Annotated in this window: 23 protein-coding genes; 4 read left to right on the plus strand and 19 right to left on the minus strand. The window is 35.8% G+C overall.

What is annotated here, in order from left to right:
• Nucleotides 1–3 precede the first annotated feature (3 nt).
• Entirely contained in the window at nucleotides 4–1,518 is a 1,515-nt protein-coding gene (locus tag C794_RS16825; RefSeq protein WP_017798338.1) for an acetyl-CoA hydrolase/transferase family protein, read from the minus strand.
• A 130-nt stretch (nucleotides 1,519–1,648) separates the two neighbouring features.
• Complete coding sequence (locus C794_RS16830; protein ID WP_017798339.1) at nucleotides 1,649–2,293, minus strand: LytTR family DNA-binding domain-containing protein; 645 nt, start codon at nucleotides 2,291–2,293, stop codon at nucleotides 1,649–1,651.
• A gap of 338 nt (nucleotides 2,294–2,631) precedes the next feature.
• Here C794_RS16830 and C794_RS16835 point away from each other — a divergent pair, with 338 nt between their 5' ends.
• Nucleotides 2,632–3,693: an NAD(P)/FAD-dependent oxidoreductase gene (locus C794_RS16835; RefSeq protein WP_017798340.1), complete on the plus strand. Its 1,062-nt coding sequence runs from the start codon at nucleotides 2,632–2,634 to the stop codon at nucleotides 3,691–3,693.
• A gap of 349 nt (nucleotides 3,694–4,042) precedes the next feature.
• Here C794_RS16835 and xylB read toward each other — a convergent pair whose 3' ends face one another.
• Both xylB and xylA read right to left on the minus strand, forming a co-directional pair.
• Nucleotides 4,043–5,542, minus strand: a complete 1,500-nt coding sequence (gene xylB / locus C794_RS16840) for a xylulokinase (protein ID WP_017798341.1) — start codon at nucleotides 5,540–5,542, stop codon at nucleotides 4,043–4,045.
• 82 nt (nucleotides 5,543–5,624) lie between these two features.
• Entirely contained in the window at nucleotides 5,625–6,944 is a 1,320-nt protein-coding gene (gene xylA / locus C794_RS16845; protein WP_017798342.1) for a xylose isomerase, read from the minus strand.
• 113 nt (nucleotides 6,945–7,057) lie between these two features.
• On the opposite strand from xylA, the gene C794_RS16850 reads away from it, so the two are divergent.
• Nucleotides 7,058–7,672, plus strand: coding sequence for a YesL family protein (locus tag C794_RS16850; RefSeq protein ID WP_017798343.1), 615 nt, complete (start codon nucleotides 7,058–7,060; stop codon nucleotides 7,670–7,672).
• A gap of 5 nt (nucleotides 7,673–7,677) precedes the next feature.
• On the opposite strand, the gene C794_RS16855 is transcribed toward C794_RS16850, so the two are convergent.
• The 3 genes from C794_RS16855 to C794_RS16865 all read right to left on the minus strand — a co-directional run bounded on the left by C794_RS16855 (nucleotide 7,678) and on the right by C794_RS16865 (nucleotide 10,778).
• Nucleotides 7,678–8,499 carry a carbohydrate ABC transporter permease gene (locus C794_RS16855; protein ID WP_017798344.1) on the minus strand — a complete coding sequence of 274 codons (822 nt, stop codon included), beginning with the start codon at nucleotides 8,497–8,499 and terminating at the stop codon, nucleotides 7,678–7,680.
• Nucleotides 8,500–8,514: 15 nt separating this feature from the next.
• Nucleotides 8,515–9,393 (minus strand): carbohydrate ABC transporter permease, encoded by an 879-nt coding sequence (locus C794_RS16860; RefSeq protein WP_017798345.1) that lies wholly within the window; start codon nucleotides 9,391–9,393, stop codon nucleotides 8,515–8,517.
• A gap of 80 nt (nucleotides 9,394–9,473) precedes the next feature.
• Entirely contained in the window at nucleotides 9,474–10,778 is a 1,305-nt protein-coding gene (locus C794_RS16865) for an extracellular solute-binding protein (RefSeq protein WP_017798346.1), read from the minus strand.
• 160 nt (nucleotides 10,779–10,938) lie between these two features.
• Here C794_RS16865 and C794_RS16870 point away from each other — a divergent pair, with 160 nt between their 5' ends.
• Together C794_RS16870 and C794_RS16875 are read left to right on the plus strand one after the other, a co-directional pair.
• On the plus strand, nucleotides 10,939–12,141 hold the full coding sequence (locus tag C794_RS16870; protein WP_017798347.1) for an ROK family transcriptional regulator: 1,203 nt from the start codon (nucleotides 10,939–10,941) through the stop codon (nucleotides 12,139–12,141).
• A 124-nt stretch (nucleotides 12,142–12,265) separates the two neighbouring features.
• On the plus strand, nucleotides 12,266–13,885 hold the full coding sequence (locus C794_RS16875; RefSeq protein ID WP_017798348.1) for a glycoside hydrolase family 43 protein: 1,620 nt from the start codon (nucleotides 12,266–12,268) through the stop codon (nucleotides 13,883–13,885).
• 294 nt (nucleotides 13,886–14,179) lie between these two features.
• On the opposite strand, the gene C794_RS16880 is transcribed toward C794_RS16875, so the two are convergent.
• From C794_RS16880 to C794_RS16935, 12 genes are all read right to left on the minus strand, one after another.
• Entirely contained in the window at nucleotides 14,180–14,848 is a 669-nt protein-coding gene (locus C794_RS16880; protein WP_017798349.1) for an NAD(P)H-dependent oxidoreductase, read from the minus strand.
• Between the two features lie 229 nt (nucleotides 14,849–15,077).
• Nucleotides 15,078–15,962 (minus strand): Cof-type HAD-IIB family hydrolase, encoded by an 885-nt coding sequence (locus tag C794_RS16885; RefSeq protein WP_017798350.1) that lies wholly within the window; start codon nucleotides 15,960–15,962, stop codon nucleotides 15,078–15,080.
• A gap of 51 nt (nucleotides 15,963–16,013) precedes the next feature.
• Nucleotides 16,014–17,393 carry an argininosuccinate lyase gene (gene argH, locus C794_RS16890; protein WP_017798351.1) on the minus strand — a complete coding sequence of 460 codons (1,380 nt, stop codon included), beginning with the start codon at nucleotides 17,391–17,393 and terminating at the stop codon, nucleotides 16,014–16,016.
• Nucleotides 17,390–18,643 carry an argininosuccinate synthase gene (locus C794_RS16895; RefSeq protein ID WP_017798352.1) on the minus strand — a complete coding sequence of 418 codons (1,254 nt, stop codon included), beginning with the start codon at nucleotides 18,641–18,643 and terminating at the stop codon, nucleotides 17,390–17,392. Before C794_RS16895 ends, argH begins: the two co-directional genes overlap by 4 nt.
• Before the next feature lie 438 nt (nucleotides 18,644–19,081).
• Nucleotides 19,082–19,729 (minus strand): SDR family oxidoreductase, encoded by a 648-nt coding sequence (locus C794_RS16900; RefSeq protein WP_017798353.1) that lies wholly within the window; start codon nucleotides 19,727–19,729, stop codon nucleotides 19,082–19,084.
• A gap of 81 nt (nucleotides 19,730–19,810) precedes the next feature.
• The gene (locus C794_RS16905) at nucleotides 19,811–20,500 is read right to left on the minus strand and encodes an LrgB family protein (protein WP_017798354.1); all 690 of its coding nucleotides are present in this window, start codon (nucleotides 20,498–20,500) and stop codon (nucleotides 19,811–19,813) included.
• A complete protein-coding gene (locus tag C794_RS16910; protein ID WP_039819845.1) occupies nucleotides 20,493–20,870 on the minus strand; it encodes a CidA/LrgA family protein in 378 nt (125 codons plus the stop codon). Before C794_RS16910 ends, C794_RS16905 begins: the two co-directional genes overlap by 8 nt.
• A 121-nt stretch (nucleotides 20,871–20,991) precedes the next feature.
• Nucleotides 20,992–21,750, minus strand: coding sequence for a class I SAM-dependent methyltransferase (locus tag C794_RS16915; RefSeq protein ID WP_017798356.1), 759 nt, complete (start codon nucleotides 21,748–21,750; stop codon nucleotides 20,992–20,994).
• Between the two features lie 291 nt (nucleotides 21,751–22,041).
• Nucleotides 22,042–22,872, minus strand: coding sequence for a phosphate ABC transporter ATP-binding protein PstB (gene pstB, locus C794_RS16920; RefSeq protein WP_017798357.1), 831 nt, complete (start codon nucleotides 22,870–22,872; stop codon nucleotides 22,042–22,044).
• Nucleotides 22,873–22,897: 25 nt separating this feature from the next.
• Nucleotides 22,898–23,788 carry a phosphate ABC transporter permease PstA gene (gene pstA / locus C794_RS16925; RefSeq protein ID WP_017798358.1) on the minus strand — a complete coding sequence of 297 codons (891 nt, stop codon included), beginning with the start codon at nucleotides 23,786–23,788 and terminating at the stop codon, nucleotides 22,898–22,900.
• Nucleotides 23,789–24,739: a phosphate ABC transporter permease subunit PstC gene (gene pstC, locus C794_RS16930; protein WP_017798359.1), complete on the minus strand. Its 951-nt coding sequence runs from the start codon at nucleotides 24,737–24,739 to the stop codon at nucleotides 23,789–23,791.
• Nucleotides 24,740–24,832: 93 nt separating this feature from the next.
• Nucleotides 24,833–25,804, minus strand: coding sequence for a PstS family phosphate ABC transporter substrate-binding protein (locus C794_RS16935; protein WP_017798360.1), 972 nt, complete (start codon nucleotides 25,802–25,804; stop codon nucleotides 24,833–24,835).
• Nucleotides 25,805–26,086 lie beyond the last annotated feature (282 nt).

The raw sequence follows: 26,086 nt of genomic DNA on the forward strand, positions 1-26,086 counted from the left end.
GTCTTACACTTGTGGCACTGCTGGACGCATCGTACCATGTTCTCGAAAGCTAGAATGCCAAGAAAAAGCTTTTTCTAGTATATGCGGAGTCTGCCCACCCCGTTCTAATGCTTCTTGGTAATACTCCCATAGCGCTTCCTTATATAAAGGGTGCGCACAATTTTCAATAATTTGTGGCACGCGTTCTCGAGGTGCCAATCCACGAAGATCTGCGTATCCTTGTTCCGTTACAATTACATCCACATCGTGTTCTGTATGATCGGTATGCGATACATATGGAACAATACTAGATATATCCCCGTTTTTTGCAATTGACTTTGTTACAAAAATTCCTAATCTAGCATTTCGAGCAAAATCTCCCGACCCTCCAATACCATTCATCATCTTCGTTCCACCTACATGAGTGGAATTAACATTACCGTAGATATCAAATTCTAATGCTGTATTAATTGCAATTAGACCCAGTCTGCGAATAATTTCTGGATGATTAGAGATTTCTTGCGGACGTAAGACAAGCTTATTCTGATAGTCCGCTAGATTATTAAACACATGATTCATCTTTTCTTCCGATAATGTAATGGAACATGCAGACGCAAAACTCACCTTGCCTGCATCAATCAAATCGAAGACAGCATCTTGAAGCACTTCTGAATAAACCGTTAAATCTTTAAACTCAGAGTCTAGCATTCCGTGTAATACCGCATTAGCAACAGAACCTATTCCGGATTGCAAAGGCATAAGTTTCTCTGTTAATCGTTCCGCCTTAATTTCTTCCCTAAAAAAATTCAGTAGATGATTCGCAATGTTTTGCGTCTCCTCATCTGGCGGAACAATCGTCGAAGGTGAATCAGGTTGATGCGTAAAAACTATCCCCTTAATTTTATCCATATCAACCTGAATACCAATCTTTCCAATACGCTGATCAACTTCTTTTAAAGGAATTGGATCACGATCTCCTTGTTTCCCAGGGCTATAAATATCATGCATCCCTTCTAATTCCATCGGTTGAGCAGTATTGAGTTCAATAATAATGTTCTTTGCAGTCTCAGCAAACGCTACTGAGTTACCTACAGATGTACTTGGTATTATATATCCATTTTCTGTGATAGAAATCGCTTCCAAGATGGCATAATCCACTGCTTCCATCGCATCACCACGAAGCATTTCTGACGTATGAGACAGATGTTGATCGACAAATAAATGTTCCCCAGCATTTATCGCCTTTCGCATAGATGGCTCAGCCTGAAAAGGAATTCGTTTATTCACAATCCCTGCTTCAGCAAACAGCTTATCGATATTAGACCCTAAAGATGCCCCTGTGTATACATTGACTTTGATGGATTCTCCTTCCTCTGCTCTTTTTACTAATGCCGTCGGAACTGCCTTTGCATCTCCCGCACGTGTAAATCCACTAAGTCCTAATGTCATACCATCTTGAATCCAAGCAGCTGCTTCTTCTGCAGTTACCACTTTTTGTTGCATACCTTTGTTTTGTATGCGCTTTAATTTTTCTCCCATCCTACTCCTCCCCCCTTTGTAATTGTCCTTTCATCTTAACTGATTTTTCTAATTAATCGGGAGATTGAGAGGGAAACAAGAATAATACGCTTCACATACAACAAAAGATGATTCAAACAGAAATATTCCGTTAAAAACCTAATAATTTCCGGAAATAACTAGAATAAGATTGACTTACCGGAACCTGTTCACCATTCTTCATACCGAGCATAAAAGTTGAATGGGTATCCGGATAAATCTCTTCTATATTGTTTACATTGACAATATAGGAACGATGGCAACGTATAAAGACATCTGTAGGCAGCATAAACTCAAACTCTTGTAATGTATTTGTGTGAAATCCAGCATAACCCTGTGCTACAGCATATGTTTTACGTTCCTTTGCTTCTAAATATATAAGATCTGAAAAAGGTATCGGCTTCCAGCCGTCTTGACTACGTACTGTGACCACTGATTTTCCTTCTGTATAAGCAGGATATATGGCAAGTACACACCCTTCCATCTCATCTTCATTATAATAGGGGACCGCCATACCATGATAAGGAACCCCATATATATTTCTATCAATAAATTCGGATACTTTTTTATTTGTTGTAATTGCTTTATGCGCTAATGTCCCTTTTTTAATTGGGTCGCCTTCATGAATTTTTAAATCAATCCGCTTACTTCGTCGATAATACACATATTTATGCTTATTAGTAATTGCAATTGATACTTCTTCTGAAAACAATTCTACCATTACATCTAATAATGAACTTAAACTTAGTTGCTTCATAGAACATTCCCCTTATCGATACTCTCACTTGATTATATCATGAATTAGAAAACACCCAAGACAAGTGCTTTTCTCCCCCTGGATTTTCAAGTTCCTGCTTCCCTATAGGAATTAGGGTTTTCCATTACAATCGAAGCCAAGTTGTTCCTATAATCCGAACATTAATATACAACTATCACTAAATATTCGTTTTTAAATTATAACTTGAAATTCTTTAAGTACAAATATGTAAAACGCGTTTAAATTAATAATCGTTATAATGCAGATGACAGGTTAGTCATAATTTGATACTCTAGAACCTAGGAAGAAGGTTTCATACATATAAGGGGTGTGCTTGCATGAAGAAGGTCGTAATACTCGGGGGAGGATATGGCGGAATTAAAGTATTAACTGGATTACTTAATCAGTCATTATCTGAGGATATACATATAACAGTTGTAGATCGAAACCCATTTCGTTCGTTAAAAACAGAATTTTACTCTATCGCAGCAGGAACATCAGCTGATCATGATGTTCGTGTGGATTTCCCAGAGGATTCAAGAGTAAATTACCTGTTTAAAGAAATTACAAAAATAGATGTCGAACAAAAGCGAATTTTATTTAACGACCCAGACATCATTGTAGAATATGATTATTTAGTTATTGGAATTGGTTGTGAAGATAATTTCCACGGAATTCCTGGGGCAAAAGAATACGCAGAAAGTGTTCAAACCTTTTCCAAAGCTAGGCATACTGGAGTAGCAATTGGAAACCTGAAAGCTTATGGAAAAGTTTCTGTAATCGGTGCAGGTTTGAGCGGGATAGAAGTTGCATCGGAAATTAGAGAAAGTCGACCTGATTTAAATATTCGTTTATTAGACCGTGGTGCTAATGTATTAAAAGCTTTTGATTCTAAAATACAAGACCATGTCGAACAGTGGTTTATTAAAAATGATGTTGATGTTATTCACCATTCTACTGTTGAATATGTAGAGAAAGATGGCGTTTGTAATAACGGGGTTTGTTATCTAAATGACGTTACTATATGGACTGCTGGAGTTCAGCCAAATTGGCTAGTACGTCAACTTCCTTTTAAAAAAGACATACAAGATAAAGTCATCGTAAATGATTTTTATCAAGTACCTGAAGACCCAAATGTATACGTCTTGGGAGACTGTGCATCAAGTGAATACTCTCCAAGTGGACAATTAGCTGGATTACAAGGAGAGCAAATAGCAGAAGTACTATTATCCGTTCTCGCAGACAAGGAACCCAAACAACCGAAACCTTTAAAGTTAAAAGGTACACTCGGTTCACTAGGAAAATCAGACGGATTTGGCAATATGGTGAAAACACCCTTAACTGGCTTCTTACCTCGACTTGCTAAAACAGGAGTTTTATGGCTAAGTAAACGACATTAAAAAAATCATCACTCACTAACTCAACTTGTAGATACCACATTAATGGTAAGGAAGGTTGGGTTTTTTATTTAAGGTAACAATGTACATATTATTGAATAAAAAGGCAAGTCGAACAAAACATATTCATTAAATACAATTATTAACATTTTGCATGATCAAGTAAAAAGAGGAACAGTAAATATGTAACCATCCTCTTTTTCAATAGCTTTGCAAGCTCACACACTGCAAAATATCTGTGTCCATATTCTTAAATATAAAGCCTTTTATCTTTAAATAATGAAATTAATTATCTAACTGATCCATGAAGGTCAACCCAAAAACTATTCCCTACTTATCATCTATCTATTTCCTACATTCGAATTTTATGAAGTTGATTGTTTATTTTATTAGTTGAAGAATATACTTGTTTGTATAAGTGAAATAAGTCATGATATAGTTCGACGTTTTCCTCTATTGGTTTGTATACCTTTTCTTCTTGAATAAAGACATCACCGCAGTCTGCTAGACTATTGAACCAGCCAACTCCGACACTGGCAATCATCGCCGCTCCCATTCCCGGCCCTTGCTCACTTATTAAACGAATAACCTTCGTTTGAAAAATATCGGCTTGCATCTGTATCCATAGATCACTCTTTGCTCCACCACCTACAGAAATTATAGTTTCTATTTTCTTTCCACTTTCTCGTAAAATACTTACACTTTCTTGCAAGGAGAAGGTAATACCTTCTAAAATTGCTCTAGTGAAGTGTTGACGCTTATGGGATGCATCTATACCGATAAAACTTCCCCGAATGGTTGCGTCCACATGTGGGGTCCTCTCTCCATTAATATACGGTGTAAATAGTAGTCCTCCTGCCCCAGGTTTCACAGTAGATGCTTCTTGTACTAATTCATCAAAACCTATATCATTTGCAAACGTCTCCTTATACCAAGAAAGACTGTGGCCAGCAGCTAGTGTTACTCCCATCGAGTAAAATGCATCCGGAGCTCCATGATTAAAGTAATGAACTTTCCCTTCAAAGTTTTTATCACCTGACTCTTCATAACTAAGCACAACACCGGAAGTACCAATACTTACTAATGTTTTGTCTTCTCTGAGTACACCTGAGCCAATAGCTGCACAAGCGTTATCCGCTCCTCCAGCAAATACTTTCGTAGCCATATTTAACCCTGATTTCTTTGAAGCTTCTTCTGTTAGAGTACCTACTTCGGCAATTGAATTGATTAATTCCGGGCAGATTTCCGTTGGAATTTCCATCAATTCACAGATTTCCTCACTCCACTTATTCTTTGCTAAATCTAATAATAAAGTTCCTGCTGCATCAGAATAATCCATGTGTAATTTTCCGGTTAAACGGTAACGAACGTAATCCTTTGGTAATAAGAAGGTTTGTATTTTATTGAAATTATTTGGTTCATGTTTTTTTATCCACAATAACTTAGGAAGCGTGAACCCTTCTAATGCTAAATTTTTTGTAATATCTAGTAATCGATCTTTTCCTACACTACGATAAATATCTTGGCATTCCTCAGTTGTTCTCGTATCATTCCATAAAATGGCATTACGAATAACCTGATTATTACTATCTAATAAAACTAGGCCATGCATTTGTCCAGCAAAGCTTATACCTTCCACTAGATGAGGATTTATATTTGATTCCGATAACAAAGTACTGATTGCCTCATACGTTTGTTCTACCCATTCATTTGGATCTTGTTCGGCATAACCGGTCTTTTCTTGGATTAGCGTTAATGACGCTGTTTTTTCATATTCGACGCTTCCTTCTCTATTAACTAAAAGTACTTTGACACCACTCGTTCCTAAGTCAACACCTAATACATATGACATCCACCATGTCTCCTTTCGTATCTACATAAAATCACACAGAGTAGTTAACTCTTTACTACCCTATGTGATGATTGCCCTACTTTTATGCAAATGTTGTTAACAAATATTGATTAATTTTACTCTTAATAACTTCCAATTGACCAGATGGTTGCGTAATATCAGATAGCGTTAAGGCATGCTCTTCTAATTGATGAAAATCTGCCTTTCCAGAAACAATATCTTTTCCTATTCCATGATTAAATGAATCATAACGTTCATCTATAATATTTTCTATTACTCTATCATCTAGTAAACGCTGCGCTGTTTTCAAGCCTACTGCAAAACTATCCATACCAGTAATATGTGCATGGAAAAGATCTTCCGGTGTAAATGAACCACGTCGAACCTTCGCATCAAAGTTCAATCCACCTTTTCCTAATCCACCATTCTTTAGAATTTCATACATCGCTAAAGTAGTTGCATACAGGTCAGATGGGAATTCATCTGTATCCCAGCCTAATAATGGATGCCCCTGATTTGCGTCTACTGATCCTAACATATTATGAATACGTGCATAATGTAATTCATGCTCAAAAGTGTGCCCAGCTAGAGTCGCATGATTTGCTTCGATATTAAATTTAAATGTATCTTGTAAATCATAATTTTGTAAAAATGCATATCCACTTGCTACATCAAAATCATATTGATGACTGGTCGGCTCTTTTGGTTTTGGTTCTATTAAGAATTGTGCATCAAATCCTATCTCATTCGCATATTCTTTTGCCATATGGAAAAAACGTGCTAAGTTATCCAATTCTAGTTTCATATTGGTATTTAATAAAGTTTCATACCCTTCTCTTCCACCCCAGAAAACATAATTTTCCGCTCCAAGTTCTTTCCCAACCTCTAGACCCTTCTTCACTTTCGCCGCCGCATAAGCAAATACATCTGCATTATTAGAAGATACTGCTCCATGGACAAATCGAGGATGTGTAAAGTTATTTACGGTATTCCAAAGCAATTTTGTTTTACTATCTTTCATATAGTCTTTTATCATCGCTACGATAACATCTAAGTTGTCATTTGATTCTTTTAAATTACTTCCTTCTGGTGCAATATCAACATCATGAAAACAGAAATAAGGTATTTGTAGTTTATCGAAAAATTCAAATGCCGCTTCTACTCTTGCTTTTGCTAGGTCCATTCCACTGAATTTATCCCATGGACGTATTGCTGTGCCAACTCCAAAAGGATCTGATAAGTCTTCTGTAAACGTGTGCCAATAGGCAACTCCGAAACGTAGATGCTCTTCCATTGTTTTTCCGTTAATGGGTTCACTTGGATTATAAAATTTAAAAGCATATGGATTATCTGATTTTGCTCCTTCATACTGAATGTTTCGAATCTCATTAAAATAACTCATTGTTCGTTCCTCCTTAAAATGTTTGTTTAATTGATGAACAAAGTTGATAGATGAAAAGTTTAACCCTATACTATCTATAAATGATATCCCTTACATAGAAGGAGATTTTTCAAATGAACCTAATTGCAAGTCGTCTTTATACTATAATGGAATGGGTGATGAAATTTGCTTATCTTCACCTATTATGGGTTGCTTTCACCCTGTTGGGATTAGTAATAGTTGGGTTTTATCCTGCCACTCTTTCCACATACTCTATCGTAAGAAAATGGCAAACCTCAAACCCGGATATCCCAATATTCTCTACTTTCTGGACTACATATAAAGATTATTTTAAGAAAGGTAATATATTAGGTATCTTTGCTAACTTATTCATTGCTTTAGCAGTATTAAATATAATCTTTATTCAATCCTATCAAAGCGATTTTTCTCTGATTCAAGTCCCATTATTGGCTTATTTATTTTTTGTTTGTTTATTTTTCATTTACTTATTTCCAGTTACAGTTCACTTCGACTTACCTGTTACTAAAATATTCAAGCACTCTTTTCTGATCATGCTCATTAGTCCAGTCCATACTTTACTGATAATTATTAGCTTTGTTTCGATCTATCTTATTTGTACACAATTACCAGCACTTTTCTTTATTTTTGGGTTTAGTATTATTGCGTCTGTTTCAACATGGATCATTCAAGATCGCTTTGATACGATTCAATCTTTTAAAAAAACATAAGAAGATTATCCTTTTACTGCACTTGCAGATAACCCCTCCATGATTTTATCGCTAAAGAAAATGAATGCAATAATAATTGGAAGTACACTAATAACTAACGTAGCCCCAATTGCTCCCCAATCGGTCATATATTGTCCTATGAAGTTTTGAATACCGACAGTTAACGTTTTAAACTTATCAGAACTAATAAAAGTATTTACAAATACAAATTCATTCCAGTTATAAATCATATTAATTATTACGGTAGTTGACATGATAGGTGCTGATAACGGTAAGATGATTCTGAAAAACAAACGATGAACCGAGCTGCCATCAATGATAGCTGCTTCCTCAATTTCTCTAGGTAACGTTGTGTAAAACCCTAAAAGAATCATCACTGTTATTGGTAGGTTATATGTCATATACGTAACGACAATTGATAAAGGATTATCAATTAAATTCACATTCAGAAACATGTTATATAGTGGAATTAATGCTGAATGGATTGGAATCATTAACCCTACCATAATAATGCCTAACACAAGACTTGATAACTTCCATTTCATTCTTGTTATAGCAAATGTCGCCATACTTGCGATTAAAACGGTTAATATCGTAGCAACCACTGTAATCCAAATACTATTCCAAAAGTAAGTACCAATCCCACCTTCAAAGACTTTTAAGTAATTTTCCCATTTAGGATCTGTCGGCAATGCAAATGGGTTTCCTGCAAAGATTTCTTGGTTTGACTTTAAAGAAAAAGAAACCAACCATATGATTGGGAAAATCTGAAATACGCCGACGATTCCTAAACAAATGTAAAGTAGAATATATCCGATACGATGCATTTTAATTTCCTCCTTTCAATATTGAATGGTATCTTTCGTTTCTGTTACCTTACGGATAAAGTAAGTAACAATTAATGTTATAATTAGAAGCAAGAAACCTATTGCACTTCCATAACCAAAGTCATAACTAGAAAAAGCTAACTTATACATATAAGAAGCCATTACTTCACTAGCTCCATTCGGTCCTCCACCAGTCATTACATAAATGAGATCAAAATACTTAAGAGATCCAACTATAGCAAGGACAATCGTTACTTTAAAAACGGTCATAATCAATGGAAATTTAATTTTAAGTGCAATTTGAATCGGACTTGCCCCGTCAATTTTTGCTGCTTCAATAATAGATTCAGGAATATTTTTTAAAGCAGCATAGTAAATCAAAATGTAAAACCCTGCATATTGCCAGATAATTGGTATAAATATTGCATAAAGTACAATGTTTGGATCAGCTAACCATGCTGGTGGATTTTCCACACCTAAGCTCACTAAAATGCTGTTTAACATCCCATTACTAGGGTTATAGACTTTGATCCATAACTGAGCAATAGCTACAGACGAAAGCAACATTGGTATAAGATATATCTTCTTTAAGAAGTTTGCTCCTTTAATTTTTGATGCAAGAATTAACGCTACTACTAAGTAAATTAATAAACTTAATGCAGAGAATACTGCCAATAAAAAGGAATGTAATGTACTCTCCCAAAACTTCGAATCCTCCATTGCTGCGATATAATTATCAAGACCAATAAACTCCATTGCCCCGATCCCATCCCAATCCATTAATCCAAAGTATCCAGACAATAACAATGGAATAACAATGAGAACCGCAATAAATAACAGCGCGGGAAGGATATAAAGTGTAATAACCCATTTATTGGACATAACTTTATCCATATTTGTTCAACCCCAATTGGAATTTAATTAGTAAGGCTGCCAAGACATATGAATGTGTTTTAGACAGCCTTTTAGATTAATTACTCTTTTGCGAGTGTTTCTTCGTGTGTTTTCACAAATTCTTCTGGTGTAATTTCGCCACCAAATAATGCTTGGATCATATCCAAATGAACTTGAGCAGCACTTGCACTCATTTGAACATCTGCATATAAAGTAATATTTGATGCATTATTTAAATCATTTAATACCTCCACATAAAGGTCAGGTAAATCTAATGCTTCTCCATCGATTTTTGTAGCAGGAATTATGCCTACTTCTGTTACTGCCCGCTCTCCCCATTCTTTTACAAAGTATGATACAAAAGCTTTCGCCTCATCTTTCACCTCTGAATTTTCAGAAACAAACAGCCCGACACCAGGGCCTCCTACATAACTATTGAAGTCGCCATTTCCATCAACTTGTGGAAATGGAAAGTACCCGACAGAATCACGGAATTCTTGAGGTACATCTTCGTTCGTTGTATAGTTCGGCAAATCCCATGTTGCAATTAAGTACATCGCAGCTTGACTTTCCATAAACATACTTTTTGCTTCTTGATCAGCCAAACCATTGAAACCGCTAACAAAAGAATCATTGTTTACTAAGGCTTGAAGCTCTTCTGCTGCTTGTAATAGTGCCGGATCTTCAAATGAACCACTTCTATCGATCGCATTTGTTAATACATCTTCTTCTCCACCTAGACGATTTGCTAAATACATATACCACATAGAACCTGTCCAAGCATCACGATTTCCTAATGCGACTGGATTAATACCATTTTCTTTTAATGTATCTACCACTTGATTAAATTCCTCTAGTGTTGTTGGCTCTTTCAATCCATACTCATCGAAAATTGCTTTATTATAATAAATGGAAGATATATTTAACTCTAAAGGTAACCCATAAGCTGTATCGTCAATAGAAAAAGCTTCTGTTGTACCTGTTACGAAATTTCCTGCTAAGTTATCCTCTTCTAAGATATCCTCTAGTGAAGCGAACATACCACCATCCACAAATGGCTCCATATAACCTGCAGCCCATGTCATACCTACATCGGGTAATTCGTTCGAAGTTGATTGAACTTTGATTTTTTCTTTATACTGTTCATTACTTAAAACCTCTACTTCTATTTCTATCCCTTCATTTTCAGCTTCAAAATCTTCTATAATTTGATTTACAACTTTATAATGTTGTGCAGAACTTCCTTCTGGCCATAAATGCATAAATTTAACCGTTTTAGAATCTCCTGAAGCATTACCTTCATCTTCTCCATCAGAACAAGCCACCAATAACATGCTACTAAGCCACACAAAGGCAATAATCGAAAACGCTTTCTTTATTTTCATCGTGAACCCCCTATTAGCAATATTCTCATAATTTATGAGTTGTCATAATTTTAGCAAAGATAACTTTGTTTGTCTACTGGTTAAACAAAGTTTTGTAATCGAACCATAACATGCTATACTTAGAACTAATAGTCACGCATATGGGAGAAGGAGCGAATACATGAAAATAAATCGAACATGGAATCAGTATGTGGTTAAGCAAGAGAATAAGTCTCTAGTATTTAATACTATAAGACAAGATTCTCCCATTTCAAGAGCAGATATCGCACAACAAGTAGGACTTAACAAAAGCACTGTTTCTTCATTAGTAAGTGAACTTATTAACGAAGAACTGATTGGTGAAGTTGGACCAGGAGAGTCAAGTGGGGGCAGACGACCGGTTATGCTGTTCTTCAATAATACGGCTGGTTACTCTATTGGTATCGATCTCGGTGTAAATTATATATTGGGGGTGTTAACAGATTTACAGGGAAATATTTTAGAACAAGAACAAAGTACATTTGATAACTTAACGTATGAAGAAATTCTAGTTCATTTAAAAGAGATTATCCAGAAACTGATCACATTGGCTGCTAAAAGTCCGTATGGCGTTATCGGTATCGGGGTTGCGGTACCTGGAATCGTTAATAAAGAAGAAAAAATATTGCTTGCGCCTAATTTAAATTGGCGGAATATTTCTTTAAAAGAAGAGTTAGAGAATCGTTTTAATATTCCTGTCATCATTGAAAACGAAGCAAACGCGGGTGCGTATGGAGAAGTACAATTTGGTATTGGAAAAGAAAATAAAGATATTGTTTATGTCAGTGTTGGTGTAGGGATCGGTGTAGGTCTTATACTAAATAATCAATTGTACAAAGGAAACCATGGATTCTCAGGGGAAATGGGGCATATGACAATTGATGCACATGGTGCAAAATGTAGCTGTGGAAGTGAAGGTTGCTGGGAACTATATGCATCTGAAAAAGCACTGTTACAATTGGCTAAAAAAAATAATATCTACACAACTGATCCTTATAATTTATTAGACCATATGATCCAATTAGCAAAAAACAACGACGTGGTCGCTCTGGAAACATTTAATGAAATCAGCAAATATTTAGCAATCGGAATCAATAATATTATTAATTCATTTAATCCAGAACAAGTCATTATTGGTAATCGAATGTCAGCTGCAAGACAATGGATTGAAAAACCTTTGCTTGATTCCATTAATAATCAATCACTATGGTTTAGTCAAAAGGATTTAAAAGTGGATTTTTCAAGCCTTCATACACATTCGAATGCACTTGGAATGGCAGCATTCTCCGCTGAGAAGTTCTTAAAAGGAAGTAGTTCTGGAAATGAAGAAATGAACATAAAGTAAGCTTCATCAGTGGGATTATTCATACTCGCTGATGGTTTGCGAAACTTATCAAGGAGTAATCGTCCATTATCACACTCCCTACAAATGGTTACTCACTCTTAATAAAATAAAATGAGGTGAAGATATGACAACGATTCAAAATCCTATTTTAACTGGTTTCAACCCAGATCCGAGCATTTGTCGAGTTGGAGAAGACTATTTCATTGCTGTATCTACCTTTGAATGGTTTCCAGGTGTAGGAATCTATCATTCAAAAGACTTAAAAAACTGGAAGTTAGTTTCGAGACCCTTAAATCGTCTATCTCAATTAAATATGATGGGTAACCCCAATTCTGGCGGGGTATGGGCTCCAGCCTTATCTTACAATGAAGGAAAGTATTGGCTTATTTATACAGATGTAAAAGTAACCGAAGGGCAATGGAAAGATTGTCATAATTATCTAGTGACTAGTGATTCTATTGTTGGAGAATGGTCTGAACCAATCCATTTAAATAGTTCAGGATTTGATCCATCGTTATTTCATGATGAAGACGGGAAAAAATATTTAGTTAATATGGTTTGGGATTCAAGAGTAGGAAATCATCCATTTTATGGAATCGTTTTACAAGAATATGATTCGATTAAGCAGAAATTAGTTGGGGAAAAAGAAATTATTTTTAAAGGTACTGATGTTATGCTTACAGAAGCACCCCATCTTTATAAAATAAACGGCTACTATTATCTCCTTACCGCTGAAGGTGGCACTAGATTTAATCATCAAGCTACAATCGCACGATCTAAAAATTTACGGGGAACTTATGAAGTACATCCCGAGAATCCGATTATTAGCTCGTATACTCATCCTAGAAATCCCTTACAAAAAGCTGGTCATGCATCAATTGTGCACACGCATACTGATGAATGGTTTATGGTACATCTTACCGGCAGACCACTGCCAAGAGAAAAACAACCAGTTTTAGACTCAAGAGGATATTGTCCTTTAGGCAGAGAAACTGCAATACAGCGGTTAGAATGGAAAAATGACTGGCCTTATGTAGTTGGTGGAAATCAACCTTCATGGGAAATAAAAGGACCATCCATACCAGAATATCCTTTCGAATACTCTCAACCTATCATGGATCATTTTGATGGGGATCAATTAAGCCTAGACTATCAGACATTACGGATTCCATTAAATGAAAACATAAAAACATTACAAGAGCGTCCAGGATATTTAAGACTATATGGAAGAGAGTCTTTAACATCCAAATTCACTCAATCTTTTGTCGCTAGAAGATGGCAACATTTTGCTTTTACTGCAGAGACTAAAGTCAATTTCCAGCCAACATCATTTCAACAAGCTGCTGGTTTAGTGAATTATTATAATACAGAGAATTGGTCTGCACTTCAAATTACATGGGATGAGGAAAAAGGCAAAGTATTATCCTTAACCACTTGTGATAATTTCAAGTTTGACCAACCGTTACTGCATAATGAAATTGAAATCCCGAACAGGCAAGAAAATGTCTTTTTAAAGGTAGTCGTAAATTATAATGACTACCAATATTATTATTCATTGGATGGTGACGATTGGATTGCTATTCCTGTTATCTTACAATCTTACAAACTATCAGATGATTATGTACAAGGTGGAGGATTCTTTACTGGAGCATTTGTTGGTATGCAATGCCAAGATACAAGTGGCGAAGGCCTTCATGCTGATTTTGATTATTTTTCCTATCAGCCTAAAACAGATTTAGGGTGAAATAATGCATAGAACGCACCGCTATTTGTCTTTTTAAGTAATGTAAAGAACCACTATATTATGAATCAATTTCATAATTAGATATTTGGCTGAAATCCGGCTACCTTCTGCAGGCAAGGCTTTAACTAACTAGGAAAAGAGGGCCTCTTTTCCTAGTGGATTTTCACCCCTCCTCTCCTGAGCATGGACAACCGTCTTCCATTACAATCAAAGTCGAGTTTTATTATATGACCATCACTAAAATATTCGTTTTGTTAAATGAAACTTAGTGATTATCAATTCAACTCGGTTGAGCTACAACCATTCCACAATTTCATTTAAACTTTTTCTTGCTTTAAGTCTGTTCGGTTCTTTCTTCCGATATCCAAAAGCCGCCATTACGGAAGGCTTATATCGTCCTTCTTCTAATAAGCCTTCACTTTCAAGCAGGTTATATACATCCTTATATATAAATCCTTCTATTGGTGTAGAATCAATGCCAATTTGAGCAGCAGCTGTCATCATATTCGCTAATGCGATATATGTTTGCTTTGAGGACCAATCAAATAAACTACGATCATTAGTTAATTGCCAAAAGTTTTCTTGAAATAGTTTTAACCCTTTTAAGATCATATTTGTAACTTCATCAGGCATTTGTTGAACAGTTTTTAGATGATTAGCCACATATTCTGAATCATATTGAACATCTACTCGAGCAAGTATAATCACAAAATGACTTGCTCCACTAAGTTTTTGCTCTGCTCCTGAAGCTAGTTTCATTAATTTCTCTCTAAAATCAGAACTTTGCACGATTAAAAATTTCCAAGGCTCAAAACCGAATGAGCTCGGTGATAATCTACCCGTTTCTAATATAAAATTAAAATCTTCGTCTGTAATCTTCTTGCTATTATCGTATTCTTTTGTAGCATGTCTAAATTGGAAAGCATCGAGAATTTCTTGCTTCTTTTTAGCCTTTTCAGTCATAGAGTACTCCTTTCCCGTCGAATGTTGTACATATTATCGTTTTAGTTATTTATGAACAAATACTAGCACACTCTTAACAGTAGTGCACTTTAAAAATCAGAACGAATACTGCCATGTTGATGTTCTATACAAACATACGATTTCAGCAATTAATACAAAAATGTAATAAAAAACTATAACCATTTGTATTTTCATATACACTGGTTATAGTTTAGTTCTTTCATCAATATTACAAAGATGCGTCTATTGCCCTTTGTTGTTCCTTAAGCATTTCATCAATCGCAATTGCAACACCATCATCACGATTAGTTAAAGTTGTATAACTACATAACATTTTTATTTCATCTGCTGCATTCCCCATTGCAACACCACGACCTGCCATCTGAAGCATACTTGCATCATTCCAATTATCTCCAATTGACATAACATCTTCCATCGTCCATTGTTTTTGTTGAACATATTGCTCTACCGCTAACCCTTTTTGTGCTTTAGGGTGGTTGAATTCTAAATTAATTTCGCCAGAAGAAGTAATGACAACCCCTTCTTCACTTCTTAACTTTTCACTTGCATTTGATAACTGCTGAGGTTCTGTAGCAAATACTAATATCTTATAAACTTTAATTTCAGTTGAATCCATCACTTCATGATAATTATCTATAAATTCTACCGGTTCAAATTGAAAGCGACGTTCTGCTTGTTGACGAACATCTGCCTCCGATATATCCGGATTTGCAGAAGTCATAATATCAACCATTACTTCTAGAAAATACTCTCTACTTCCGGAAAATATCCCTCTATTTGTGAAAAGTTCAATATACATGCCTTCTTGATCACAAACATCGGTAATTTGTTTCGCCACATCTTTATCTAATGGGATACTTCGGATAATTTGTTTATCTTTAGTATACGTGACAGCACCATTCAAACTAATCACTGGACAGTTTATCCCAGCTTTTTTAAGAGGAATACTTGCAGCATCATAAGATCTTCCGGTAGCAACAATAAATTCAATTCCTTTGTCTATAGCTGTTTGTATTGCTTTTTGATTTGCTTCACTAATTGTTCCATCTTCTTTCAGAAGTGTACCATCTAAATCAGATGCAATTAATTTCATATGCCATACCGCCTTTTCAAACAGAGTAACTATCCTCTACTATACCCTATTCTACTTAGCGGATTCCAATAATTTCTCTGCCTTCGTAATTTGATGAAGAACGCTATCTTTTGCAGTGCCACCTTCAACCGACCGAGCATTTACAACTGCTTCTGGCATTAAAACATCAAAGATATCTTCATCAATAACTTCTGTGTATTGCTTAAACTCCTTTAATGTGAGATCAAGTAAATATTTATTTTGCTCTATACAATTTAAAACAACTTCTCCTACGACTGCATGTGACTCTCGGAATGTCATTCCCTTATTTACAAGATAATCCGCAAGGTCAGTTGCATTAGAATAATCATTGGACACTGCTTTATACATACTTTCTTTATTTACTTTCATCGATTCTATCATTGGCGCAAATAATTGCAAGGCACCTTTTAATGTTTCATGTGCATCGAACATACCTTCCTTGTCTTCTTGCATATCTTTGTTGTACGCTAGCGGAAGACCTTTCAATGTGGTTAACATCCCCATTAAATGTCCATATACTCTCCCTGTTTTTCCTCTGACTAATTCAGCGACATCTGGATTCTTCTTCTGCGGCATCATGCTGCTTCCTGTGGTAAAAGAATCATCTAACTCAACAAAGTTAAATTCAGCACTAGACCACTGAACAAGTTCCTCACAAAGTCTCGATAAGTGAGTAGAAACAAGTGCAGAATTGGATAAGAACTCTACAACAAAATCACGATCACTGACGGCATCTAGACTATTCTCACAAATCCCATCAAATCCTAGCTCATCAGCAACGAAGTGACGATCAATTGGAAAAGTAGTTCCTGCAAGAGCTCCAGCTCCTAAAGGTGATTTATTGACTCGCTTTAGACTATCTTGAAAACGTTCAACGTCACGCTGAAACATAAATACATAAGCCATCATATGATGCGCAAAAAGAACAGGTTGCGCCCGTTGCAAGTGCGTATAACCTGGCATTACTGTATCAATGTTTGCTTTCGCCTGAGTAATTAATGATTGCTGAACTGTCTTCAATAGATCGGACAGTTCGGCAATCGCATCCCTTAAATACAAACGCATATCTAAAGCTACTTGATCATTTCTGCTACGGCCAGTATGAAGTCTCCCGCCGACTGGACCCACTTCATCAATTAGTAGTTTTTCAACATTCATATGAATGTCTTCATGTTCATTAGAAAGTTCTGCTTCACCTGCTTCAATTTTAGATAAAACTTTTTTCAGACCTTCAGCAATCGTGTTTGCATCTTCAGAAGGTATAATCTCACATTTTTTTAACATTGCAACATGAGCGAGACTGCCCTGTACATCGTATACAGCTAGTTTTTTGTCAAATTGAATAGACGACGCATATTCATCTACCAATTCGTTGGTAGGTTTTGTAAATCTTCCACCCCATAGTTTCATGGTTTCACAGCTTCCTTTACTTCCAAATCTACTTTTTCAATCGACTTTTGATCTTGAGGTCCATTTACTGAGGAGTGAACCTGTGTAGGTAGTCCCCATAGTTTGATAAATCCTAATGCAGCATCATGATCAAATGCATCTGCTTTGTTGTAAGTCGCTAAGTCAAAATCATAAAGGGAGTTTTTAGACTCTCTTCCAATTACTTGTGCATGACCTTTATATAACTTCACTTTTACTGTTCCAGATACATGCTCTTGTGTCTTCTGAATAAAAGATTGTAATGCTTCTGTTAAAGGTGAATACCATAATCCATAATAAACAGTTTGTGCTAATTTCTGTTCAATTGTCGGTTTGAATTCCGCTACTTCTCTCGGTAATGTTAATGCTTCTAATTCCTGATGTGCAGCAATTAACGTAGTTGCTGCTGGCGCTTCATATATCTCTCTTGATTTGATTCCTACTAAACGGTTCTCCACGTGGTCTATTCTGCCAACGCCATGTTTACCAGCAATCATATTTAATTCTAGAATTAATTCATCTAATGGCATTTCTTTACCATCGATAGAGACTGGCTTCCCTTTTTCGAATGTGATTTGGATAACTTCTGGATCTTCAGGTGCATCTACTGGATCTGTAGTTAAATCAAAAGCATCTTTAGGTGCTTCTGCCCATGGATCCTCCAAAATGCCACATTCATTACTTCTTCCCCATAGATTCTGATCAATACTATAAGGGCTATCTAGGTTAATTGGAATTGGAATGCCATGTGACTTCGCATACTCAATCTCTTCTTCTCTTGACATTGCCCATTCACGTACTGGTGCAACAATTTTAAGGTCAGGGTTTAGTGCAGTAAACGATACATCAAATCGCACTTGGTCATTTCCTTTTCCAGTGCAACCATGTGCAACGGCAACAGCTCCTTCTTCCTCTGCAATATCTACTAAAATCTTAGAAATAAGAGGCCTAGACAAAGCTGAAATTAAAGGGTACTTTCCTTCATATAATAGATTTGCTTGTAATGCAGGTAAAACATACTCTTCCGCAAATAAATTTTTCGCATCAATTACATAAGATTTGATAGCTCCTACGTCCAATGCCTTCTTCTTCACAAAATCTAAATCCTTACCTTCTCCTACATCTAAAGCAACTGCAATCACATCATAATTGTATTTATCCTGTAACCATTTAACTGCAACAGAGGTGTCTAATCCTCCAGAATATGCTAATACAATCTTTTCTTTCGCCATTTTGCATTCCCCTCTCCGATATATCCTGTTAATGAATTATTATGCATTAATATGCATAATAATTCAAGAGGTTCGCAAAATGTTTATTTTTTCTGATTATTTGATTTAAAAAAGGCATATCAATCATTCAATTTGTAAACTACCGAGTAATTAGAACAAACTAGAGACAACCCTTATTAATTAATAAGGGTTGGAATATAATGTTCAGAATAAAAAGAGGCTGGGACAAAGTATTTACGTTCAAAAGATAAATAAGAATAGATGGCCTTTGAAAAATCGTTTTTAGAAATATACTCCGCTTATCCTAAGGCGGCTGGTGAGCTTTCCTCTCATAAGAGTCTCAATATATTTCCTACACTTATTTCTAGTTATCATCCGTCTTTTGACTAAAACTCTGTGTTATGTCCCAACCTCATTGTTTTATCATAATATTCAATATTATATTTTTTCTACTGCATCTTTAATGGAAGTTTCGCCAGATATTAAATCAAAACCTTTATGGTACGTGTTTTGGGCATCTAGCACTTCTACAACGGTCGATGCTACATCTTCACGAGGGATAGAGCCTCTTTCTAGATTTTCACTAGCTTGAATCTTGCCAATAGCAGGATCATTTAACAATCCACCTGGTCGAATGATTGTATAATCAAGGCTGCTTTCTGTTAATTTTTCATCGGCAAAATGCTTCGCTACCATATAATGCTTAATTGGATTGTCTGCCCAACTATCACGATTATGAGCTTGGAAAGCACTAATCATAACAAAACGTTTTACACCAGTTTTTTCAGCAGCTTCGATGGATTTGACAGCACCATCTAAATCGATGAGTAGTGTTTTATCCGCGCCTGTGTTACCACCTGAACCAGCCGTAAATACAACTGCATCGGCTCCTTTCATTGCTTTGGCAAGATCTTCTACACTATCCTCTAAATTTGCTAGGACTGCATTAATTCCACGTTGCTTAAACTCTTCTAGTTGTTCTTCTTTACGTACCATCGCAGTAACATCATGATCTTTATTGGCTTGTAATTGATTTACAAGATGCGTTCCAATTTGTCCATTTGCTCCAATTACTAGTACATTCATTTATAACAACTCCTTCTAGTTAACTAATTCATCTTCTAATGTATGTTGTTCCCATTACTAATTTCTTTCAAACTTAATCATTTAAAAAATCAAAGACACCAATAACGGAGCAAGCATCGATACAATTACCGCGCTAACCACCATGGCCACTGTACCTAATGTGCCTTCCAACTCATCTATTTCTAATGAATGCGCAGAACCTATTGCATGGGATGCACTGCCGATACCCACTCCTCTTCCTACAACATGTTCTATTCGCATGGTTTTAAAAAGGAAGCCTCTCATAAATACTCCACTTATTCCAGCCATAATAACAAAAACAGCCGTTAAAGAGACTTCTCCACCAATAATATTTGTTACTTCTATAGCAATTGGTGTTGTGACCGATTTTGGAACAAGAGAGTAAATGATTGTTTCGTCTACTTGTAACAACTTCGCTAAAATAATACCAGAGAGAATCCCAATAAACGCCCCTACAATTGTACCCATGAATATCGGAAATAGCCATTTTAACAACAATCGTCGTCGTATATAAAGCGGATAAGCTAGTGCAACTACCGCTGGTCCTAACAGATAGTGTATCCATTCTCCACCAACCATATATGTCTCATAGGGGATTTTACTTATTAATAAGATAACAATGATGACAACCGAACTTACTAATACGGGTAATGTCAGTGGATGATTCCATTTCTTATTTAATTTGCGTGACAAAATATAAATAGACATTGTGCCAATGATAAATATGATCGTCAATACTAAATTAATCATGTTTTAATTCCTTCTTCCTAACCAGCCATTGACTAACATGTCCAGATATCACGATTACTAGTGCAGTACTTATAATGATAATAACAATTAACAGTAAACCACTTCCCGTAAAAAGATCTAAAAAAGAAACAATACCTACTGTTGCAGGAATGAAGAATAACGGCAAGTGTTTTACTAAGAGTAATGCTCCTTGGTCTACCCATGATGGTTTGACCAACCCGGTACTTAATAAAACAAATAATAAAATCATTCCAATAACACTTCCTGGTAGGGTTAAATCAAAAAACTCATGTATCCATGTTCCAATTTGATATAAAATAATAAGTAATAACGTATGTATAATTACTTTCCCAACGTAAACCACCTTCATCACTGTTCCTTTCTCAACTCTTGCAATCATGACTTAAAACAAATGGTGAGCCTCTCCAAACTAATGTATGAGGTCTCACCTTAATTGTTTTTAGTTAAAAATTTTTATACTTTGAACTAGCTTAACCTTTTTTACTTAATTGAAATACAATGAAATTTGGACAATTTAAATCCTCTTTAAACTTCGGGTATAACAACAAATCTTCAGAAGAAGCTTTCGGTTCAATAATATCATTTAAAGTAAACCCTGCATTCCGAAATGTTTTCATATAACTCATGAGTGTCCGATGATAATAAACGACTTTCTCATCAGAATTAGCTGGAAAGTTTTGATCATACACTCCTTCATAGAAATAACGATCTACTTTCCAATATAATTTCTGTCCTTTCGTATCCTTTATCCACCCACTATTTGGCGTAATAAAGCAGGGATGTAATATGGAAAACACAAAAGTACCATCCCTTTTCAGTAAGCGATACATTTCTTTTATCGCCAATTCATACTTCTCTAAATCTTGAATAACCATGTTAGATACAATCTTATCAAAAGATTGTGATGGAAGGAAATGCATATTTTCTATATTTCCAAATTCATATTTAATGGAATTATCTGTTGTCCTTTCCTTTGCTAGTTCCAACATTCGTTCAGAATAATCGACTGCAGTTATAGAAGCTCCCTGTTGAGCTAATATTCTACTTAAGTAACCTTCCCCACAACCAGCATCTAACAATACTTTTCCACTTACTTCACCTAATAATTCAAATATTGCTGGGTTAAGCAGTACTTTTCTGTTCACTCCACCATTCTCGTCATAATTAGAAATAAAGCTATCCGCCGCTTTATTCCACCTCATTATTGCTTCCTCTGTTGACATCTTCATTCCTTCTCCTCCTTAAATTAGTGATAAAGAGGAGTAACGTTACTCCATTTAATTGTGCGCATCTATTATTTTCCCATAATTAAAAAATAATTATAGACTTATATTTTAATTTTTTATATCATGTAGATAGAGGCATACCTATTTTAAGGTCTGCTTTTTTATTTACTTCTTCCAAGATGAATTACTTTCATGAATGCGATATTTTGTATGAAACTTGGCAATCATGAAATTAACCAAACAAAAAAGTTGCTGAGATATTTTCTCAACAACCAAATAGGGAGATTATATATTTTAACCAAATCGACCGGAGATATAATCTTCGGTTCTTTGATCTGAAGGTTTAGTAAAGATACGATTTGTATCATCAAATTCTATAACTTCTCCGTTTAAGAAGAATGCTGTTTTATCAGAGATTCGTGCAGCTTGTTGCATATTATGGGTTACAATTATAATGGAATAATCTTTTTTCAATTCCTGCACAAGTTCTTCAATACGAAGCGTGGATTTAGGGTCTAAGGCAGATGTTGGTTCATCCATTAGGATTACATTTGGTTCAATTGCTAAGCAACGTGCGATACATAAACGTTGCTGTTGTCCACCTGAAAGTCCATAAGCATTCTCGTTCAGACGATCTTTTACTTCGTCCCAAATAGATGCACCACGTAAACTCTTTTCTACAATCTCATCAAGTATTTTTTTATTCTTAATACCGTGGATTTTTGGACCATATGCTACATTTTCATATATAGACTTCGGAAAAGGATTTGGCTTTTGGAAAACCATACCTACATGTGTACGCAGGTCCTCTACTTTAAACGAGCGATCTAAAATATTCTTCCCTTTATAAGTGATAGCTCCAGTTGTTTTTACCGTTGGCACTAATTCCACCATTCGGTTCAACGTCTTTATATACGTTGATTTTCCACAGCCAGACGGTCCAATAATTGCAGTTACTTCTTTTTCATTTATAGCTAAGTTAATATCTTTTAACGCATGTGTTTCCCCGTACCATAAGTTGAGATCTTTTGTATCATATACTATTTTTTTATTACTAACAGGTGCTTTTTTTTCATTATTATTAATGTCTACTTGTACTTTCTTGTCCGCTGTTAATAAACTCATATTTTTCCCTTCCTTTCACTAACCTTTAATATCGCTGCTGAAATTTATTTCGGATAATAATAGCAATCGAGTTTAATAGGAACAGTAAAACTAGCAATACAATAATTGTTGCTGCTGCTAGATATGCATACTCTGCGACCAATGAAGAATCTAACGTCCAGTAATAAATTTGCATTGGTAAGGCAGTAAACGTATCAAATAGTCCTCCAGGAAACGGAATGAGCAATGCCGGGATTCCTAACACCGTAAGTGGTGCAGTTTCCCCAATCGCTCTAGATAAGGCTAGAATCGACCCGGTTAATATCCCCGGTAAGGCAGCTGGTAACACTATTTTTTTCACGGTTTGCCATTTTGTTGCTCCCATACCATATGATGCTTCACTAAGGTGACCAGGAACCGCGCGAATTGCTTCTTGTGATGCCACAATAACAATTGGTAATACTAGAAGAGATAAAGTTAATCCTCCAGCTAAGATGACATTCCCGAATTCTAAAGCACGGACGAATAAGGTTAAACCGAGTAAACCATATACAATCGACGGAACACCTGCAAGGTTAGAAATATTTGTTGCAATAAACGATTGGAATTTGCCTTTTTTGGCATACAACTCCAAGTATATTGCAGTCCCAACACCAATTAGCATCGTAACAGGGATTACAATCAGCATTAACCAAGCTGTTCCTAAAATTGCTCCCATAATTCCTGCTCTCTCAGGTGCTGTAGATAAGTGACCCGTTATGAAATCCCAATTAATATAAGTGACCCCTTGTGTCAGTACTCGAACAATTAAAACTGCCAATACTACTAATCCGAACATTGTTGCTGCTAAAAATAGATACTTTGAGAAATTATTTTTTCGGATACGAGATGACATCCGTTTCTGTACTTGTTCTATATCCACATACTTTGTGCTCATCTAGTATTCCTCCCTAAACTTACGGGAAATATATCTTGCTAGTAAGTTCATGATTAAAGTGAAAACAAATAGTGTTAGTGCTACTGCATATAAACTGTAATAGATTGTCGATCCTGCTGGAGCCTCTCCTCCAGAGACTTCAACGATATACGCAGTCATTGTTTGCATGGATTGCGTGATATCAAAAGTGAAGTTTTTCGAACTACCGCTTGCAATTGTCACAATCATTGTTTCTCCAATTGCACGGGATATACCTAGTACAAATGAAGAGATAATTCCAGATAAAGCAGCTGGAATTACGACTTTAAATGTTGTTTCTAATCTCGTTGCACCTAACGCTAATGCTCCTTCACGCATTGAGTTCGGTACAGAAGACATTGCATCTTCTGATAAAGAAGCAATCATAGGGATAATCATTACCCCCATGACGATACCAGGACTTAGGATATTAGTAGCTTCTACGGAAGGAAACACCATCCGAATCAATGGTGTTACGAAAGTGAATGCAAAGAAACCATAAACAATCGTAGGAATTCCTGCTAGTATTTCTAATAAAGGTTTTACTGCACGACGTACTTTATCTGAAGCAAATTCACTCAGGTAAACAGCTGACATCAAACCTACTGGTCCTGCAACTAACATTGCAATGATCGAAGATATTATAGTACCGGTTAATAATGGGAGGACACCAAATTCCGGATTTTGACTTAGTGGTTTTAATACTGTACCTGTGAAGAATTCAATAATCGGTATTCGTTGAAAAAACTCTATTGATTCAGCTAATAACGTATATATAATACCTGCCGTTGTTAGAATCGATATGGAGGCAATTAATACCAGAAATACTGGTACTAGTTTCTCTGTGATTTGAGAAACACTCTTCTTTTGCTTATTCGCCTCAATCATTTCTCTAACAGAAGCAGTATTTTTATTTTCGCTGCTTGCTGCCATTCTTAAAGCACTCCTTCTTCGCGCTTACACTTACAACAAGATGAGAACCAACAATATTATCGGTCCTCACCTCGACAAGAATATTCGACTAATTTATTTTAATGCTTCTAGTTCTTCTACAAGACCTTGAGCCTCTTCTTCAGGAATTGGCGCAAAACCTGTTTCACCTGCAAATGTATTCACGTTATTCATAATATAAATCGCGTAATCGAGGACTTGAGGTTTTTCTTCTGCGTTACCTACATTAAGATACGTAAATACTGGTCTAGTAAAGTCTGCATAATCACCATCTTCAGCAATTGTGTCTAGTGATGGTTCAACAGGTCCGTCTCCGAAATCAATGTTTACTGCTTGAATGGTCTCTTTATTGCTATCGTAGTAACCAAATCCGAAGAATCCTATTGCATTTTCATCTTGCGAAATCAACGTTACTAGTGTGGAATAGTCTTGTTGAAGATCAATTGTATCCACTAGATCCTGTTCTTCTAATATATTTTCATAGAAGAACTCATACGTTCCGTGATTTTCATTTGGTCCATATGTTTGTATTGGTTCATCCGGCCAAGAAGAATCAATATCTGACCAATTTGTATATTCTCCAGTAAAGATACCTGTAACTTGTTCTGGAGTTAATTCCGTTGCCCAATCATTATTTGGATGGGTAACAATAGTTAAGCCATCAAGTGCAACCTTTAATTCTTTCACATCAATACCAAGTTCATCGGCTTTTGCTTGTTCCTCTTCTTTTATTACACGAGAAGCATCATTAAAGTCTGTCCCATTTTCGGCTAAGAATTTCTCAAAGCCAGCACTTGTTCCAGCACGACTAACTTCTACTGATACTCCTGGTTGTTCATTAATCATATACTCTTCTGCGAGACGAGCCATTAGTGGATAAACCGTGCCTGATCCATCAATTGCAACGCTACCTTCTAATTCTTCGGAATTACCAGTGGATTCTGATTCATTATCAGATTCACCATTTGCGTCATCAGATCCACATGCTGCTAATAGTACAAACAACATTGGTATAAATAATACAAAAGCAAACTTCTTGAAATTCATTTTTTAGGTCCTCCCCCTAATTTGTGTTTGTATATTTATGGGCTTATTTCCTGCCCTTACTTGTAAGTATAGGAAGTTATTATTAAGAAAGTTTATGGTAAGTGTTAAGTATTTGTAAATTTCTAGTTCCATGAACTCATAAAACCAAACTTCATTTTTATGAACGGGGGCATTCTTCCCCACTGAAGTGGGAATTATTGTACGTTACATACAGGATAAACTATTTAAATAAAGAAAAAACCGTCTCATACGAGGCATGTATGAGACGGTTTCTTCTTTATT

The organism is Oceanobacillus kimchii X50 (assembly GCF_000340475.1).
GTDB lineage: Bacteria > Bacillota > Bacilli > Bacillales > Amphibacillaceae > Oceanobacillus > Oceanobacillus kimchii.

What these genes read in the sequence shown, in the direction of transcription:
- C794_RS16825 (WP_017798338.1), bottom strand. Translation starts at nt 1,518, where the DNA reads ATGGGAGAAAAATTAAAGCGCATACAAAACAAAGGTATGCAACAAAAA.
- C794_RS16830 (WP_017798339.1), bottom strand. Translation starts at nt 2,293, where the DNA reads ATGAAGCAACTAAGTTTAAGTTCATTATTAGATGTAATGGTAGAATTG.
- C794_RS16835 (WP_017798340.1), top strand. Translation starts at nt 2,632, where the DNA reads ATGAAGAAGGTCGTAATACTCGGGGGAGGATATGGCGGAATTAAAGTA.
- xylB (WP_017798341.1), bottom strand. Translation starts at nt 5,542, where the DNA reads ATGTCATATGTATTAGGTGTTGACTTAGGAACGAGTGGTGTCAAAGTA.
- xylA (WP_017798342.1), bottom strand. Translation starts at nt 6,944, where the DNA reads ATGAGTTATTTTAATGAGATTCGAAACATTCAGTATGAAGGAGCAAAA.
- C794_RS16850 (WP_017798343.1), top strand. Translation starts at nt 7,058, where the DNA reads ATGAACCTAATTGCAAGTCGTCTTTATACTATAATGGAATGGGTGATG.
- C794_RS16855 (WP_017798344.1), bottom strand. Translation starts at nt 8,499, where the DNA reads ATGCATCGTATCGGATATATTCTACTTTACATTTGTTTAGGAATCGTC.
- C794_RS16860 (WP_017798345.1), bottom strand. Translation starts at nt 9,393, where the DNA reads ATGGATAAAGTTATGTCCAATAAATGGGTTATTACACTTTATATCCTT.
- C794_RS16865 (WP_017798346.1), bottom strand. Translation starts at nt 10,778, where the DNA reads ATGAAAATAAAGAAAGCGTTTTCGATTATTGCCTTTGTGTGGCTTAGT.
- C794_RS16870 (WP_017798347.1), top strand. Translation starts at nt 10,939, where the DNA reads ATGAAAATAAATCGAACATGGAATCAGTATGTGGTTAAGCAAGAGAAT.
- C794_RS16875 (WP_017798348.1), top strand. Translation starts at nt 12,266, where the DNA reads ATGACAACGATTCAAAATCCTATTTTAACTGGTTTCAACCCAGATCCG.
- C794_RS16880 (WP_017798349.1), bottom strand. Translation starts at nt 14,848, where the DNA reads ATGACTGAAAAGGCTAAAAAGAAGCAAGAAATTCTCGATGCTTTCCAA.
- C794_RS16885 (WP_017798350.1), bottom strand. Translation starts at nt 15,962, where the DNA reads ATGAAATTAATTGCATCTGATTTAGATGGTACACTTCTGAAAGAAGAT.
- argH (WP_017798351.1), bottom strand. Translation starts at nt 17,393, where the DNA reads ATGAAACTATGGGGTGGAAGATTTACAAAACCTACCAACGAATTGGTA.
- C794_RS16895 (WP_017798352.1), bottom strand. Translation starts at nt 18,643, where the DNA reads ATGGCGAAAGAAAAGATTGTATTAGCATATTCTGGAGGATTAGACACC.
- C794_RS16900 (WP_017798353.1), bottom strand. Translation starts at nt 19,729, where the DNA reads ATGAATGTACTAGTAATTGGAGCAAATGGACAAATTGGAACGCATCTT.
- C794_RS16905 (WP_017798354.1), bottom strand. Translation starts at nt 20,500, where the DNA reads ATGATTAATTTAGTATTGACGATCATATTTATCATTGGCACAATGTCT.
- C794_RS16910 (WP_039819845.1), bottom strand. Translation starts at nt 20,870, where the DNA reads ATGAAGGTGGTTTACGTTGGGAAAGTAATTATACATACGTTATTACTT.
- C794_RS16915 (WP_017798356.1), bottom strand. Translation starts at nt 21,750, where the DNA reads ATGAAGATGTCAACAGAGGAAGCAATAATGAGGTGGAATAAAGCGGCG.
- pstB (WP_017798357.1), bottom strand. Translation starts at nt 22,872, where the DNA reads ATGAGTTTATTAACAGCGGACAAGAAAGTACAAGTAGACATTAATAAT.
- pstA (WP_017798358.1), bottom strand. Translation starts at nt 23,788, where the DNA reads ATGAGCACAAAGTATGTGGATATAGAACAAGTACAGAAACGGATGTCA.
- pstC (WP_017798359.1), bottom strand. Translation starts at nt 24,739, where the DNA reads ATGGCAGCAAGCAGCGAAAATAAAAATACTGCTTCTGTTAGAGAAATG.
- C794_RS16935 (WP_017798360.1), bottom strand. Translation starts at nt 25,804, where the DNA reads ATGAATTTCAAGAAGTTTGCTTTTGTATTATTTATACCAATGTTGTTT.